Consider the following 15,554-nt stretch of genomic DNA (forward strand, 5'->3'; position numbering starts at 1 on the left):
ACGGCTACCGAACCACGCCGACGGTCAACAGCGTCCCGAGTGTTCGGTAGCGTTCGACCATCGCCTCGCGGGTCTGCCAGCTATCGGTCGGGAACTCCGCTGCAGGCGGAATCTCGATGTCGAGGTCCGGGACGTTGTCCTGTTCGGCGACGTAGAACCCGGCGTTTCTGAAGGCGTCGCGGTACTCGCTGCGGTTCCAGCGGGTCATCTCCACGCTGATGTTCTCCTGCCACTCGTGGCTGTGGACGTTCTCCTCGTAGTAGTTGACCGCGCAGTAGAACGTGCCACCGGGGCGGACGACACGTGCGAGTTCTTCGAGCGTATGCTCGGGGTCGGCCGCGTAGTAGAACGCCTCCATCGAGAAGGCGTGGTCGACCGAGTCGTCGGCGAACGGGAGTTCGTCGAAGTCGCCGACGACGAAGCCGACGTTCGGGTCGTCGGTGTACTCGCGGGCGTTTCGGGCCATCTCCGGTGAGCCGTCGAGTCCGTACGCGCGGCCCGCGTTCTTGGTGTCGCGGAGCGCACGAAGCGCGTAACCGCTGCCGGTTCCGAGGTCGAGAACCGTCTCGCCCGCTTCGACGGGCATCCGAGCGAGTACGTGTTTCGCGGTGTGCCAGTGGCGTTCCTCCATCCCCTTGTCGCGGCCGTCGGCCGCCCACGTGTCGAACTCCTCGCGGACACTCATGGCGGTACGTCGGCGGGGGTGGGTAAAGTCGATTCGGAGTCGGCGGTGTGTGAGCGGACAGCGTCCGGTGTCCAACGTCGCTCGTCGGTCGAACGCGTGACGTTTACATTCAGTGACCGCAACAGGTCGCCATGGTTCGCGTCGGTCGGCACCGCCGATTCAAGCTAACGGACATCGCACAGCAGGTTGTGGGGGGGTTCCTGCTCGCGGGACCGTTCGTCGTCACCGACGAGGTCTGGGCGCTCGCCGTCGGGATGGCGTGGTATCAGGCGGTGTTGACTATCGGGATGGTGCTCGCTATCGGCTACGGGACGCTGTACAAAGCCGACGACGACCGCGACCCGGACCGTGAGGCCGAAGTGGGTGGGATTCCGCTGCGGTTCGTCTCGCTCATCCTCGTCGCGTATCTCTCGGTGTTCATCCTCGCACTGTCGTTCGACGCGCCGGCGACGCTCATCCCGAACCACGTCGACGCCGCCGACATCACGTTTCGACTGCAGGTACTGACGACGCTCAAGGCGACGAGCATCGGTGCCGTGTTCAGCGTTATCGGCGCGGCAACCGCCGACAGCGTGTTCTGAACACCGTCCGATGGAGTGTGTTGGAGGTTGCCGACCGAGTCGCGTGCCGAGGTACTCACCGACTCAAGTCGCGCGCCGGGGTGCCAGCCCGCATTGTTAAGTCAGTTCGGTTGGTTTCTCCGATATGGATTATAGCCTCGCCATCGAAAACGCTCCAGATACCATCCCTGCGGGGACTGGCCTGCTTCTTCTGCATCCGAGCATCGGCGAGACCGACCGCATCGACACCGACTTTCTGAAGACCGACACCGACTACTTCCTCGTCATCTCGACGCGGACGACCGCCCGTGAGGTCGAACAGAAACTCGAACACTACGACGTCGACGAGGCCCGCGCGGTCATTCTCGACACGCTCTCGGTCGAGCGTGGCTACTCACGGCGAAAATCGGACCACGTCCACTACGTCTCCTCACCGGACGACCTCGACGGCATCGTCGCGCAGACGCGTGAGTTCCTCGAAGGCCATCCCGGAAAGCTCCGGGTCAGCGTCGACTCGCTCACCGAGATGGCGTACTACGCCGACGAAGACGGCGTCTACGAGGCGTCGAAACAACTGCTCGACTTGCTGGAAGAGAACGACGCCGTCGGCATCTTCCACCTCTCGAAGGAGGTTCACGACGCGGACGTGCTCGAACGGTTCCGAGAACTGTTCGACGGCGTCGTCGACCTCGCAGAAGACGGCAGCGTCAGCTACGAAGGCTGACGGCTCGACAGTCGGTCAGAAGCGAAGGGAAGCTCGTGGGCAGCGACAGTCAGTCACGGATAGTCGTAGTCAGTCACGGATAGTCGTAGTCAGTCACGGATAGTCGCGTGTTCGGTCAATCACGTGTCCAGTCAGTCGCGCAGCGCCGCGAACGTCTTCTCGGCCCAGCGGACTGCGTACGCCGCGCCGTGGTCTCGGTACGCCGTCGTGTCCAACGCCGCAAAGGGTGCAGGGAGTTCGAGAGCGTGTTTCAGCCCCGAACACGCCAGTTCCGTCGCATCGACGAAGGAGGTGTCTCCGCGAGCGACTTCGCCGGGAAGTCCCTCGATTCGGCCTTCGAGGCGGGTCCCCGCGTCCAGCCACCCGTCGTACAGGTCGGGGTAGTCGTCTTCGAACGCCGCGAACACCTCACGGCTCTGGACGCCGAGCCACCCCTCGTACAGCGCGGCCGCGACCTGATACAGTTCCGCCGGCGTCAGCGACACTGCCCCGTCGAGTTCGCGGTAGCGTTCGCCGAAGAACGGGAGAAAGTGTTCAGGGGCGTCGAGGTGAATCTGGACGAACGCCTCTGCAAAGAGGAATTCGAGGAACGCTTCGGGCGTCCCCTCGGCGCGCTTCTTGGCGATGACAGTCGGGGGGCTCGTCTGTCGCGTCCAGACGATAGTGCCGTCGCCGGGCATCCCGATGGTGAACGTGCCACCCGCGTATCGCTGCAGCAGGACGGGTGAGTCTTCCGGGATCCACTCGGAGGGGTACGTCGCCGGGTCCAGTGAGTCCGCGAGCAGACCGAGGTCTTCGGCGGCCGCCGGTGGAATCGTCTCGAAGTCAGCGTCGGCGTCGACGACGAGCGTCTCCGGGGCGTACTCGTCTCTAACCGCTCGAAGCTCGTCGCTGAGTTGCCTTTTTTGGAACATCGTTCGGTGTCGTCGCGTCAGCCGAAGACGGTGAACGCGAGGATACTCACGCCGAGTACGACCGAGATGCCAACGGTGCCGAGAACGATTTTCGTCGCCGTGCTCATGGCGATAGCGTGTCACCGCGTGCGCTTAAAACGTGCTGAAAAGGCGTGGCTTGTCGGAACCTCTCTGCTGGGGGCCGGATGGGTGAGAACGCGAGAACGCCGGGTCAGTCCGCCGACGCGCCGACGCCGGAGCGCTGGGCGACGTCTTTCCACGCGCCGCTCCAGTAGCGGAAGCCGTTGACCGCCGCGCGAGCGTAGAAGTCGGCGGTGATAGCCGCGAACACCGCGGTGAGTCCGAGTCCCATTCCCGGTGCGAACGAGAATCCGAACAGCGAGACGCCGAACCCGACCGGCAGCGCAAGCGCCGCCAACGGGAGTCGAACGGCGTACGTGCCCACGAGACCGCCGTACAGCGGCCAGCGTGTATCACCTGCCCCGCGGAGGCCACCGCGGAGTGTCCGGGCGACGCTGAATCCGGCGACGCCGAGGCCGAACACGTGGATGAACGTCACCGTCAGACCGACGTCGCCAGCGCCGAACAGTTCCGCGAGCGGTCGTGCCCCGACGAACAGCGCCGCTGCGATAGCGAGTTGGGTGACGAGCGCGATTCTGAGCGTCTGCCAGCCGTAGGCGTCGGCCTCCTCGGCGTCGCCCGCGCCGATATGTTGGCCGACGAGCGTGCTCGACGCCGTCGAGTAGCCCCACGCGGGCATCAACGCGAGCAGCATGACGCGCCGGCCGATGGCGTACGCCGCGACGATGTCGGTGCCGAGAACGCCGAGGATGAACAGAAACGGAAACCGACCGAACGTCCGCGAGAGACGGGTGCCGGCGAGTGGCAGACCGACGCGGACGAGTTCGCGTGCGACGCCCGTATCCCACTGTTTCCCGTCGAGACGGAGACGAACCGAGTAACGCCCCGACACGAGGAGTGCGAAGAAGATGACCGACGCGAGCGTGTTCGCAATGACCGTTCCCCACGCCGCGCCGGCGACGCCGAGTTCCGGAAATCCGAGGAGACCGAAGATGAGCACCGCGTTGAGGCCGATGTTCGTCGGCAGCGTGAGCAGACGGACGTACATCGGCGTCCGGGTGTCGCCCGCGCCCGCGAGTCCCCGCGAGGCGGTCATGTTCCAGAAGCGAAACGCCGCCGAGAGCATGACGATACGGAGATACGTCGCACCGAGTTCCACCACTTGCGAGTCGTTCGTGAGCAATCCGACGAGCACGTCGGCGTACACCCAACTGACGAGAGTCAGTGGGACCGAAACGAGAAGCGAGAGCCACAGCGACTGCTTGACGGCGAAATCAGCACCCGTTTTGTCGCCCTCGCCGGTCGCCCGCGAGACGACGCTGATGGTCCCGCTCGTGAGACCGAGTGCGAGGCCGAAGGCGACGAAGTAGTACTGAAAGCCGAGTTCGAGCGCCGCAACGGCGGTGCCGCCGAGTGCGAGACTCACCATGAAGAAGTCGGCGATGCGCAGAAGCGTCCGCATCCCACCGGAGACCATCACCGGAATCGCCAAGTCGAACGCTTCGGCCCCCCGTTTCCGGTCGACGAGGCCGAGTCGCGCGAGCAACGCCGGATACAACATCAACAGGCGGTGAGTACGCTCTCGGAGGATGGCCAACATCTATCGGACGCAAGGGCCGTGCGAACAAACCGTTTCGGCCATCCGGGAGCGCTGCCGGTATCGGACGCTGCTGGCGAGTGCTACTAACGCCGAGCACGCTGGAGGTGACGACGGACCAAAACGTGGATAGAGAGGAGCAGTGGAGAACGGAGAAGCGGTCGGAACTGGACAAAAAGAGCGGAGCCGGAAATGGAGAACGGAGAAGCGGAGTCGGAGAAAGTCAGACAGACGGAGTCAGTCGTCTCGGTTCCACGTCTCGGGTACCTCGATGACGTAGTGGCCGTCTTCCTGCAGCGAGATGATGTAGGAGTCGCGGTCGTACAGTTCCATCAGATTCAGTTCGTACTGACCGGGACTGACGATTCTGATACTCTCGAACTGCTCGTTGAGTTCCTCGCGGAGCGTCGAGAGGTCCGGTTTGTCGTCGGCACCTGCGGATTCGGCTGCGGACTGTGTTGCGTCCGCGGGTGCGGCGCGCGAGATTTCGTCCGGACTGACGGTCCCGCTTCGGGCGTCGGCCTGCGCGCGGTCTTCCCGTGATTCGGCCGCCGAGGCACCGGTTTCGACTGCAGAGGGGTCGGTGGTCGACGACGCCTCCGCTGGTGGACGCGACTGACTGCTGGTGGGAGCCGCAGGCGAGGTCTCTCCGGAGCGCCGAGGGTCGACGGTTACGTCCGAGTCGGCGGACGTACTCGACCCGCTACGGTTCGCGGGTTCGCGGGCCGTTTCCGGCCACGGTTTCTGCGACCCCGAGTCGGTGTCCTCGGACGTCTCCTGACCGGGCCACGCTCGGGTCGATTCGGTGTTGCTGGTCTCTGCGGCGGAGTTCGACTGTCTGCGGTCGGTCGAAGGGTCGAAATCGGTTCTCGTTGCAGTTTGCGATGTCGCCGACGTCGACGTGCCTGACGCTGGAGGCTCCGAGTCGGCGGCCGACTTCGTCGATGGCGACGACGATGACGACGAGGACGACGGACGGAACTGGAACTTGTTGCCACCACAGCCCGGACAGCCCGAGAGCATCTCTTTCGACCCGTCTTCGAACGTCTCGCCGCAGTTCGTACACTCGTGCGGCATACGCTACTTCCGGGAGATGAGCGCGCTGATGAGTGTTTCGTCCTTGTGGAGCGTCTCTATCTGGTTGGCCGGCCCGATGACGGTGAGCTTCTTCGTCGAGTCACGGCCCATCAGCTTCCCGAGGAACCCGCTGTCGCTGCTTTTGTGCGGGTACGTCTCGATTTCGATGCCGCTGAAGTTGTCGGGGCTAATCTCGGTCATCGTCACCTCGATGAGCTTCGACTCCTCGTCGGGTGAGAGGCCGTCTTCGAGGATGACGATTTTCCCGTCGCGAACGCTGTCGAGGATGAGGCGGATTTTCTCCATGCTCCGCATGTTCTCCATCCGCGCGCCGCTGATGAGGTCGATTTGAATGCCGTCGTGGTCGCCGCGTTTTACTTCGGGCATTGTCTCACCCGAAGTACTCCGCGATTTTGTCGTACACTTCGTCCATGTTCTCGCCTTCGAGCGCCGACAGCGGGACCGTCTCGTGTTGGGGGAACGCGTTGGCGATTTGCTTGACGTTCGAGTCTTCGAGGTCCGTCTTGTTGGCGAAGATGAGCACCGGCAGTTCGCGACTCTCGATGATGCCGATGAGCATCGTGTTCACCTGCGTGAACGGGTCTTCGGCGCTGTCGAGTACGTAGATGACGCCGTCGACGTCCTCGCGGAGCCAGTGCATGGCTTCGGCGACGCCTTCGGTGGCCTCTCGGGAGCGACGTACTGCGTCGTCCTTGCCGATATCGTGGTCGAGAAACTCCTTGTAGTCGACTTTCGTCGTCACGCCGGGTGTGTCGACGATGTCGATGGTGACCGCGCGGCCGTTGCGTTCGATTTCGACGTTCTCTTTCCGGCGGGCACGGCGGGTCTCGTGCGGAATGTGGCTCTCCGGGCCGATGGCGTCGCCGGTCCAATCGCGGGCGATACGGTTTGCGAGGGTCGTCTTTCCGGCGTTCGGCGGTCCGTAGATGCCGATGCGTTTCGGCTCCGAGGCCGAGAACAACCGGTCGGTGACCCGTGATATGCTGTCTCTGAGTTCTGTGAGCAGTCCCATCCTAGACTCCTGCACCTCCGAACACCGCTCGTGGAGGGGCGTATGCGGGTAGAACATCCCCGGGGTAACTTAAGTACTGCGTCAGACAACGGTCACATTACCCGACAAGTAGTTGCAACCGAGGACAAACAGCGGTGGTCGCTCGCGCGAGCGCGTGAAGAATAACTACTGTCGAGTCGGCCCTCGTTCATAACAGGTGTCGAGTCGATCCTCGTTCATAACAGGTGTCGAGTCGGTCCTCGTTCGTCGACTGTGCTTCCGTTCACAGACCACGCTTCGTACCGCGACCGTACTGCGATCTACGACGACCTTCGTCGGCGACTCTCGTCGTGGCGCTCGTCGGATGACCCCCGCTACGCCGCTTGCCGAGAGTTCGCCGTCGTTTCGTCGAGAGGTCTACCGCAAAACCTGAAGTACCAACGTGTCTCTCCAGGCGAAGAAGGGGGAGTGACATAGGTGAAACAGGTGGGACAGAGTCGTCGAGGAACGGCGAGTGGTATCGACGGGTTCGATGGACTGTTCTCGGCTCTGATTTGAGGTCAGTGTCATATGTTCTCGAAAGTCATCCCGAGTATCCCCACCCCCACCCCTTCGTTTCGGGTGGAGACGGTGTACGAAAGAGGTGCCCGAAGGACGGTGAAGAGAAATCGTGTGAGAAACCGGTTATCTCATCAACGAGTATAGCATAAAACAACAAAGAAAATAACCACAAACAAACGTTTTTCGAGGCTACGGTCCAATAAGCTCTATTAGGTCATAAAACCCGTCTCTTCGAACTGCTCTCCTCCTCCCTCTCCCTCGTGAATTCTGTTCCACCGGAAACAAAGGGGTGGGGGGGTCTCTCGCCGAGCACACCTCCCTTCATGACCGTCGATATCTCCAATTTAGGCATCGAGAGAGAGAACTGAGGGTCGTTCGGAGGAGCACACGACGCCACCGCTCGTTTCCAGTCGAAACAAAGGGGTTCGCCAGCAGCGAGACGAAACCCAACGTAAAATGATTGAATAAAACACTGAGAACTCCCAAGAACTACTCTACGAATGTTTCGAAGATTTATACGGACCCAAGCGCGATTCGACCCTACTGGTTTCTGATGATTCCCGAACCACGAGACAGGTCGCAAAGCCAGAGAACCGCCGACTGACTCCGTTATTTCGGCTCGAATCAGCCGATTCGAGCCCTTCGGACAACCGAACTCGTCACGAAGCGGTAACTTTTTTGTTCCTCCTCTTCATTCGTTTCTTCTGCATCACCTGGACGAACGCCGGCGGCCGACGAGTTCGATATTGGCTTCTCGTCGGTTCTACACCCGAATTTCCAGCATCGCCGGCGCGGTTCCAATCGAAACAAAGGGGCTCAAGGATGACCGAAGACGACTCACACTCCGACGACGAACCCGACGCGGCGTCGGAGCGACGGAGACACGCCGGTGACGAAGAGACCAGTAGAACACGCCCCGACGACGCGTCCGAGGAACGTCCGTCGGACTCTACTGAGGGAAACTCCACCGGAACCGATGGGGGACCCGACAGCTCCGATACGTCGAGCGTCCGCCGGTCCGGCGCGACGAACCCCTCGCGCGCACTGTCGGACGTCACCCTCGGTGGTGACGACGAAAACAGTCGTGGCCTGTTCGACGACTTACTCTCGGGCGAACCGATTTTCGAGAACAAGGAGGTGCTTCGGCCGTCGTACACGCCACACGAACTCCCGCACCGAACCGACCAAATCAACCAGATGGCGACGATTCTGGTCTCCGCACTTCGCGGCGAGACGCCGTCGAACATCCTCATCTACGGCAAGACGGGGACGGGAAAGACTGCAAGCGCGAAGTTCGTTAGTCAAGAACTGGAACGTACCTCCCAGAAGTACGACGTCCCCTGTGAGGTCGAGTACATCAACTGTGAGGTGACCGACACGCAGTACCGCGTGCTCGCGCAGCTCGCCAACAAGTTCATCGAGAAGAACCACGCGGTCATCGACGAACGGATTCGTTCGCTCGAAACCGTGTCCGAACACGCCGGCGAAGACGAGAGCGTGCTCGACGAAACGGAGTTCGAGACGGTCGCCGACGTCGACGCCCGCATCTCGGAACTCGAACGCGACCGCGAGGAGATGGAGACGGTGCCGATGACAGGGTGGCCAACCGACCGCGTCTACTCGACGTTTTTCGACGCCGTCGACTACAACGAACGCGTCGTCGTCATCATGCTCGACGAAATCGACAAACTCGTCGAGAAATCCGGCGACGACACGCTGTACAACCTCTCGCGGATGAACTCGGAGTTGGACAACTCGCGTATCTCCATTATGGGCATCTCCAACGACCTGAAGTTCACCGACTTCCTCGACCCGCGGGTCAAATCCTCGCTCGGAGAAGAGGAAATCGTCTTCCCGCCGTACGATGCCAACCAACTCCGCGACATCCTCCAACATCGCGCGGACGTGGCGTTCAAAGGCCACGCGCTCTCCGAACACGTCATCCCGCTGTGTGCGGCGTTCGCCGCGCAAGAACACGGTGACGCCCGCCGCGCACTCGACCTGCTCCGAACCGCGGGTGAACTCGCCGAGCGCAGCCAAGCCGACGGCGTCGCGGAGACCCACGTCCGTCAAGCGCAGGACAAGATAGAACTCGACCGTGTCGTCGAAGTCGTCCGGACGCTTCCGACCCAGAGTAAAATCGTCCTCTTCTCGATTATTCTCCTCGAAAAGAACGGCGTCCACAACATCAACACCGGCGAGGTGTTCAACATCTACAAACGCCTCTGCGAGGAGATAGACGCCGACATCCTCACGCAGCGCCGCGTTACCGACCTCATCAGCGAACTCGACATGCTCGGCATCGTCAACGCCGTCGTCGTCTCGAAGGGTCGCTACGGGCGGACGAAGGAAATCAGTCTCTCGGTACCTATCGACGAAACCGAGGCGGTTCTCCTCTCGGACTCACGCCTCGGCGACATCGAGAACGCCCAACCGTTCGTGCAGGCACGATTTGACAACTGACCGAACCGAGTGAGCGAGTGGTTTCCTACCCCTACTGTTTCGACTGTAAGACTCTCACACAGGCTCTTTGAGACTGTTTATCAGGATAATCAGTTCCACACGAAATATTGGTTATTCTCGACCGCTCACTGCTGTATCGAGCGACTGCTATACGGCCGGAACTGCCTGGATTTCCATTGCTGTCGCAGGTGGTGTCGGAACCGAGTCGCCTGCGAGCGCTCCCGATTCGCTCACCGGCAGGTTGACCGGAGTCGTTTGAGGGGCCGCTGTCTGGAGCAACGCCGTTGGGTCGGGGGCCGTACTGGCGAACGCAAGACGAATCCACCCGAGATACGGGATGCGAACCCGTGCGACGCCGGTCACCCACTGCTCTCTGACCGGCGCGCTGATAGTACTCGTCTGGTCGTACGTCGGGTTGTTGTCGCCTTTCGTGATGTAGGCGTCGTACGGAGCGGGACAGAACTCCAACTCCTCGCAGTTGTCCGCACTCATGTAGTCGGGGTTCGCCTTCTCGTACCAGTTTTCGCCCGCTTCGACGCGGAACATCGCTCGGTGGATAATCGGTGGACCGGCGCTGTTGGGGTTGTCGTAGACGACGACGGAACCGTACGACCCCAGCGACCGATAGTCCGCTTCCTGACCTTCGGCGTAGGTGACGACGCCCGAGTCGTCTCCCGCGTCGGGCGCGAACCGACCCGGTTCGGTGATGAAGATGAGGTCACCTCTCTCCATGTGCGGTTCCATACTTCCGCTCTCGACGGCGACCATCGGCGGCCAGACGCCGGCGACGCCGAACAGGAGCAGACCGATAGCGAGAACGATGGCTGCGCTGCTCAACACTTCACGGACGAACATGAACGGGCCATCTTGGTCGTGAAGGAACCTGTCTACTGGACCTCGGCTACTGGCCGAGCCATCGGTGTCGGGTCGCTCGGAGGAAGAGGAGGTTCCGCCCCCTCCAGACGGTTCGGAACTATCGGAGGGTGGGCGGCTATCTCCGGCACTCATTGCGCTTCGATTCGGCCTGTCCGCGTTTCAACTTTCTGGAGCGCCCGCCGACTCGGACTCTGACTCCGGTTCGACACCGATGCTCGTCTCGTGCGTCTCCGGCACGCTTTTCTTCCGACCTGTGTATCTCCCTCTGTGCCGCTGGAGACACCGTCACGCATCGTGAAAGCGCTCGCCAGCCGCGGCTACAACGCCGAACGCGAAGCCGTGACGCTACTCGCCAGCGCAGCGAACCCCGCCGAGGCGATGGAACGTGCGCTCGACGCCGCACCCGACCACGCGCTTCGACTCACGGCCGAACACGTCAGAGCGGTGCTCGACGGCGGAGCCAACGCCGCGGACGCGCCGACGAAGACGAACTCGGAACCCGTTGGTTCCGGCGATTTGTCCGCTTCGGATGGGACCGCCGTTTCGGATGGTTCGCGTGCGTCGTCGAGTTCGAGCCCTTCCGACGAGTCGAGTCGTTCGAGCGCAACTCCCGCGACATCTACTCGAACGTCGACGGATTCGGAAAACACGACGAACGCCGCCACAGACCGGTCGACACCGACGAACACTGCCGATATGCCCGCCGAGAACCCGTCCACCGACAACCCGTCTGTTTCCACTGCACACACCGACGAAAACTCGTCGACACCGTCGGGTTCTCCAGTGGAAACAGAGGGGTCAACAACACCGTCGGCGGGAACAGCTACCGGAACCGAATCTGAGTCAGTCGACCCTCGAACTGTGAGTTCGACCGACGCTGCTTCGGAGTCTTCGCACGTCCGAGACCCCGCCAAACGCTCGTTGGAAATCACCAACGACATGACCGGTGCGAGCACTGGAACCGGCGAGTACAAGCAGTTCGTCACGACGTTCCGGGACCGCTACGACCGCCTGTCGAAACTGCTCCGCGGTCGAGTCAATCACCGGCCGACGAAAGCCATCGGTGACATGGTCGGCGGCAGCGAAGTCGACCTCATCGGCCTCGTCAACGACGTGCGCTCGACGGCGAGCGGTCACTGGCTCGTCGAGCTAGAAGACACCACGGGGACGTTTCCCTGCTTGGTGATGAAGGACAAAGGAATCGCCGACAACGTCGCCGAACTCCTGATGGACGAGTGTATCGCCATCCAAGGGACGCTCTCGGACGACTCGGGTATCGTCTTCGTCGACACGCTGCATTTCCCGGACGTCCCCAGAACGTTCCGACCGAAAACCGCCGACAGACACGTTCAAGCCGCCCTGATTTCGGATGTCCACGTCGGCAGTCAGGAGTTCATGGCCGACGCGTGGCACTCGTTTACCGACTGGCTCCACACCGAGGAGGCCGAACCCGTCGAGTATCTCCTCATCGCCGGCGACATGGTCGAAGGTGTCGGGGTCTACCCGAACCAAGACGAGGAACTCGACACCGTCGACATCTACGACCAGTACGAGGAGTTCTCCGAACATCTCAAAGAAGTGCCCGCCGACACGGAAATCGTCATGATTCCGGGCAACCACGACGCAGTCCGCCTCGCCGAACCGCAACCCGGTTTCGACGAGGAACTCCGCGACATCATGACCGCCCACGACGCGCGCATCACCTCGAACCCCTCCACCGTCACTATCGAGAACGTCTCCGTTCTCATGTATCACGGCGTCTCGCTCGACGAGGTCATCGCCGAACTCCCATCCGAAAAAGCGAGTTACGACGAACCGCACAAGGCGATGTACCAACTGCTGAAGAAACGCCACGTCGCCCCGCAGTACGGCGGTCACATGCGCCTCGCCCCCGAGGAGCGCGACTATCTCGTCATCGACGACGTTCCCGAAGTGTTCCACACGGGTCACGTCCACAAACTCGGCTGGGGGAAGTACCACAACGTTTTGGCCGTCAATTCGGGCTGTTGGCAGGAACAGACCGACTTCCAGAAGAGCGTCAACATAAACCCGGACTCCGGCTACGCGCCGATTCTCGACTTGGATACGTTGGATATGACGGTCCGTAAGTTCGCGTAGGAGTGCGCTTGTTTTCTCTATCGTCAGATGGAGTCCTCTGGCTGCAACGCTGCGAAATCAGCAACAGCCAGCGTCTGTCCAAACAGCATGAGTCCAATCCCTGCGACACCGACCGGAACTGAAACCGCAAGGAGTAACGAACAGGTGAACGCTCCGATACCGCCACCAATCGCGCCTCGTTTTCGGGACACTTGCTCTTTTGTTTCGGGTCGAAGCAGCCGATACCAGCTATCTTTACACCCGAGCAAGAACGCAGTCGATACCCCGTAGAGCGGCAGAATCGACAGTACGACCAGACTGTTCGTTTTGGTGAACCGCAGAGTGATTATCGTCACAGTCATCCCGACGAAAATCGAGAGGGCGTAGCGGATGGAACGTCGCATACGCATCGTGGTTCGACTTATGTCAAAAAGTGTTTGTTCCACGTCGAACCATTCCGAGCACTAACTCGGCGGACGAAATGACTCATTCCACAACTGACGTACGAACCGTTCGTTGACAGTCAATCCGCGATTTCCGAAGACGCAGAGACGAACACCGTACACGACTTCTTCGGACTACGAACACTCAATGAACACCGACCGCTCCGACACGTATTTCACGTCACACTGACAGCTACGTTCGATGCCCTCCCTCATCTCCGTCGTCAACGACGTAGCGACGTGGCCTCCGGAGTTTCTCGCGGCCGCCGCGGTTTTCGTCAGCCTCGTCATCGCCTCGCAACTCTGCTTCGCGTACGCACTCTACTCCGACTCAGTGGCCCGAGGGCGCAGCAGTCCGGAGACACAGGCCGCGCTGGCGTTTTTCGCTCCACTGTTCGGCCCGTTCGCACTCGTCTATCTCCTCCGTCTCTGGCGCATCCCCGACCGCAACCCGTCGCCGTCGAAGCGAGAACTCGTCGCTGCCGCGGTACCGCTCGGTGTTCTCGCGGCGTTCCTCGTCGGTGCGTTCGTCAGTCCGCCGGACCCGATTACGCAGATTCTCTACGCCGTCCCGACGATGCTCGTGACGATTCCGCTCGCGTATCTGGTCGTCTCCAAGCGAACTGAAGGGGGTTCGCGCCCCGAGCCGACTGCCTGAGCGCGACGCTTGCGTCTCGGTACCACCCATCGCGTGTACTCGGCGTGCACCACCGCCGTCTCCCTTTTAGCGAGGCGTTCCAGGATGTGGGTATGTCCGAATCCGACGCGCTGTTCGAGGCGTACGAGTTCGAGGGAGTGTCGCTCGACAACCGAGTCGGCCTCGCGCCGATGACCCGAACCAGTGCGACAGACGACGGCCGCGCCACTGAACGAATGGCGCAGTACTACGCCAAGTTCGCCCGCGGCGGGTTCGGGTTTCTCGTCTCCGAGGGCGTCTACCCCGACACCGAGTACAGCCAAGGCTACCTGAACCAACCCGGTCTCGCCACCGAGGAACAGACCGAAGCGTGGCAGCAGGTGACCGAGGCGGTCCACGAGGAGGGCAAACCCATCTTCGCGCAGTTGATGCACGCCGGCGCGATTTCGCAGGGTAATCGCTACGAGGACGAGACGGTGGCTCCCTCCGCGATTCAACCCGACGGCGAGAAATCGGAACTGTACGGCGGCAGTGGCGCGTTCGACACACCGCGCGAACTGGAACTGGAGGAACTCGGCGACATCGAGGCGTCGTTCGTCGACGCGGCGAAAAATGCTAAGGAAGCCGGCTTCGACGGCATCGAACTGCACGCCGCCAACGGCTACCTGCTCAACGAGTTCCTCGCACCCGACGCGAACCAGCGCGAGGACCGCTACGGCGGTGACGCCGAGAACCGCGCACGGTTCCCCGCCGAAGTCGTCGAAGCCGTCTCCGCGGCGCTACCCGACGAGTTCGTCGTCGGCATCCGCGTCTCGCAGACGAAGGTGAACGACGAAACCTACGAGTGGCCCGGCGAGGAGTACGCCGCGACGGTGTTCGAAGAACTCGCCGAAGCGGGTGCAGACTACATCCACACCACCGAAGGCGACGCGCTTGCACCGGCGTTTGGCGACGACGGCCCGACGTTCGCCGAACTCGCCGCAGAACACGCGGACACGACGGTCATCGCAAACGGCGGACTCGGTGACCCCGAGTCGGCCCGTGCCTCCCTCGACGACGGCGCGGACCTGCTGACGCTCGGCACGAGCGCGCTCGCCAACGCCGACTGGCCCGAACGCGTCCGAAACGGCGAGGAACTCGACGAGTTCGACCCCGGTGCGATTCTCGTTCCCGAGGCGAGCATCGGCGACAACGAACTCCCCGACGACGCTGTCTCGACACCGGCCGACGACTGAACCGCCGTCTGCTCGCCTCCGTCTACGGTCGAAGCCGGTATCTGACGGTCCGCTGACCGTCGAACATCGGACCCGTCCCCTGTTCTTCGAAGCCGACACGCTCTGCGGCCCCGCGGAGACTGTCGTCGTCGGCCCCGACGAGTAGTTCCGTCTCCATGCCTTCGGTCCGTGCGAACCGAAGCGGTTCCTCGAGCAGTCGCTCGACGGCCTCGGCCTGTCCGCCGAACTGCGTGACGTGGACGGTTCGCTCCTTCGCGTCGTAACTGACGAAGCCGACGATTGGCTCGTCGGTGTCGTCCGGTCGGTCGGTCTCGGCTGTCTCCTCGCCGTCGGCGTCCTCGTTCGGTCCCGAGACGGTGTTGGCCTCGGTGGCGACGTGGACGGTTCTGTCGTGGACGAGATTCCGCATCACGTCGGTCGGCGCGTCGGCGATACCGGCGAGGGCCTCGGCGTCGGCTTCGACCGCATCGCGTATCTCCATGAACGCAGATTCCGCGGCGGCGCGCTTAAGCCCGTGGGTACGTTTCGCACAGTTTTGGGTCGGCGGCCGCTCCGCCTGCGCATTCGAAGACCGGCAACCGTTGGGAGAGTG

16 protein-coding genes are annotated in these 15,554 nt (G+C 62.1%); 6 read left to right on the top strand and 10 right to left on the bottom strand.

The window, feature by feature from the left end; translation table 11 throughout:
* Nucleotides 1-4: 4 nt before the first annotated feature.
* On the bottom strand, nt 5-685 hold the full coding sequence (locus AUR64_RS18220) for a class I SAM-dependent methyltransferase (RefSeq protein ID WP_058583393.1): 681 nt from the start codon (nt 683-685) through the stop codon (nt 5-7).
* Between the two features lie 131 nt (nt 686-816).
* On the opposite strand from AUR64_RS18220, the gene AUR64_RS18225 reads away from it, so the two are divergent.
* Together AUR64_RS18225 and AUR64_RS18230 are read left to right on the top strand one after the other, a co-directional pair.
* Nucleotides 817-1,266, top strand: coding sequence for a DUF2391 family protein (locus AUR64_RS18225; RefSeq protein WP_058583394.1), 450 nt, complete (start codon nt 817-819; stop codon nt 1,264-1,266).
* A 124-nt stretch (nt 1,267-1,390) separates the two neighbouring features.
* The gene (locus AUR64_RS18230; RefSeq protein WP_058583395.1) at nt 1,391-1,969 is read left to right on the top strand and encodes a DUF7090 family protein; all 579 of its coding nucleotides are present in this window, start codon (nt 1,391-1,393) and stop codon (nt 1,967-1,969) included.
* 131 nt (nt 1,970-2,100) lie between these two features.
* Here the strand turns inward: AUR64_RS18230 and AUR64_RS18235 are convergent, their stop codons facing one another.
* The 6 genes from AUR64_RS18235 to AUR64_RS18255 form a co-directional block, all read right to left on the bottom strand.
* The gene (locus AUR64_RS18235) at nt 2,101-2,883 is read right to left on the bottom strand and encodes a DUF7089 family protein (protein WP_058583396.1); all 783 of its coding nucleotides are present in this window, start codon (nt 2,881-2,883) and stop codon (nt 2,101-2,103) included.
* Between the two features lie 17 nt (nt 2,884-2,900).
* Nucleotides 2,901-2,990, bottom strand: a complete 90-nt coding sequence (locus AUR64_RS21450) for a hypothetical protein (protein ID WP_425498495.1) — start codon at nt 2,988-2,990, stop codon at nt 2,901-2,903.
* 104 nt (nt 2,991-3,094) lie between these two features.
* Complete coding sequence (locus AUR64_RS18240) at nt 3,095-4,564, bottom strand: MATE family efflux transporter (RefSeq protein ID WP_058583397.1); 1,470 nt, start codon at nt 4,562-4,564, stop codon at nt 3,095-3,097.
* A gap of 234 nt (nt 4,565-4,798) precedes the next feature.
* On the bottom strand, nt 4,799-5,638 hold the full coding sequence (locus tag AUR64_RS18245; RefSeq protein WP_058583398.1) for an OapC/ArvC family zinc-ribbon domain-containing protein: 840 nt from the start codon (nt 5,636-5,638) through the stop codon (nt 4,799-4,801).
* 3 nt (nt 5,639-5,641) lie between these two features.
* Nucleotides 5,642-6,025, bottom strand: a complete 384-nt coding sequence (locus AUR64_RS18250; protein ID WP_058583399.1) for a DUF2073 domain-containing protein — start codon at nt 6,023-6,025, stop codon at nt 5,642-5,644.
* 4 nt (nt 6,026-6,029) lie between these two features.
* Nucleotides 6,030-6,671, bottom strand: a complete 642-nt coding sequence (locus AUR64_RS18255; RefSeq protein ID WP_058583400.1) for an Era-like GTP-binding protein — start codon at nt 6,669-6,671, stop codon at nt 6,030-6,032.
* A gap of 1,362 nt (nt 6,672-8,033) precedes the next feature.
* Here AUR64_RS18255 and AUR64_RS18265 point away from each other — a divergent pair.
* A complete protein-coding gene (locus AUR64_RS18265) occupies nt 8,034-9,674 on the top strand; it encodes a Cdc6/Cdc18 family protein (protein ID WP_082230850.1) in 1,641 nt (546 codons plus the stop codon).
* 147 nt (nt 9,675-9,821) lie between these two features.
* Here AUR64_RS18265 and AUR64_RS18270 read toward each other — a convergent pair whose 3' ends face one another.
* Nucleotides 9,822-10,529, bottom strand: coding sequence for a S26 family signal peptidase (locus AUR64_RS18270; protein ID WP_155120657.1), 708 nt, complete (start codon nt 10,527-10,529; stop codon nt 9,822-9,824).
* 288 nt (nt 10,530-10,817) lie between these two features.
* Between AUR64_RS18270 and AUR64_RS18275 the strand changes: the two genes are divergently transcribed.
* Nucleotides 10,818-12,668 carry a DNA-directed DNA polymerase II small subunit gene (locus AUR64_RS18275; RefSeq protein WP_058583402.1) on the top strand — a complete coding sequence of 617 codons (1,851 nt, stop codon included), beginning with the start codon at nt 10,818-10,820 and terminating at the stop codon, nt 12,666-12,668.
* Nucleotides 12,669-12,691: 23 nt separating this feature from the next.
* On the opposite strand, the gene AUR64_RS18280 is transcribed toward AUR64_RS18275, so the two are convergent.
* Nucleotides 12,692-13,051 carry a hypothetical protein gene (locus AUR64_RS18280; protein ID WP_058583403.1) on the bottom strand — a complete coding sequence of 120 codons (360 nt, stop codon included), beginning with the start codon at nt 13,049-13,051 and terminating at the stop codon, nt 12,692-12,694.
* A gap of 241 nt (nt 13,052-13,292) precedes the next feature.
* Between AUR64_RS18280 and AUR64_RS18285 the strand changes: the two genes are divergently transcribed.
* Together AUR64_RS18285 and AUR64_RS18290 are read left to right on the top strand one after the other, a co-directional pair.
* Nucleotides 13,293-13,748 carry a hypothetical protein gene (locus AUR64_RS18285; protein WP_058583404.1) on the top strand — a complete coding sequence of 152 codons (456 nt, stop codon included), beginning with the start codon at nt 13,293-13,295 and terminating at the stop codon, nt 13,746-13,748.
* A gap of 92 nt (nt 13,749-13,840) precedes the next feature.
* Nucleotides 13,841-14,962, top strand: coding sequence for an oxidoreductase (locus AUR64_RS18290; RefSeq protein WP_058583405.1), 1,122 nt, complete (start codon nt 13,841-13,843; stop codon nt 14,960-14,962).
* 22 nt (nt 14,963-14,984) lie between these two features.
* On the opposite strand, the gene AUR64_RS18295 is transcribed toward AUR64_RS18290, so the two are convergent.
* Entirely contained in the window at nt 14,985-15,443 is a 459-nt protein-coding gene (locus tag AUR64_RS18295) for a hypothetical protein (protein WP_058583406.1), read from the bottom strand.
* Nucleotides 15,444-15,554: the final 111 nt, after the last annotated feature.

Source organism: Haloprofundus marisrubri (assembly GCF_001469955.1).
Classification (GTDB): Archaea; Halobacteriota; Halobacteria; order Halobacteriales; family Haloferacaceae; genus Haloprofundus; species Haloprofundus marisrubri.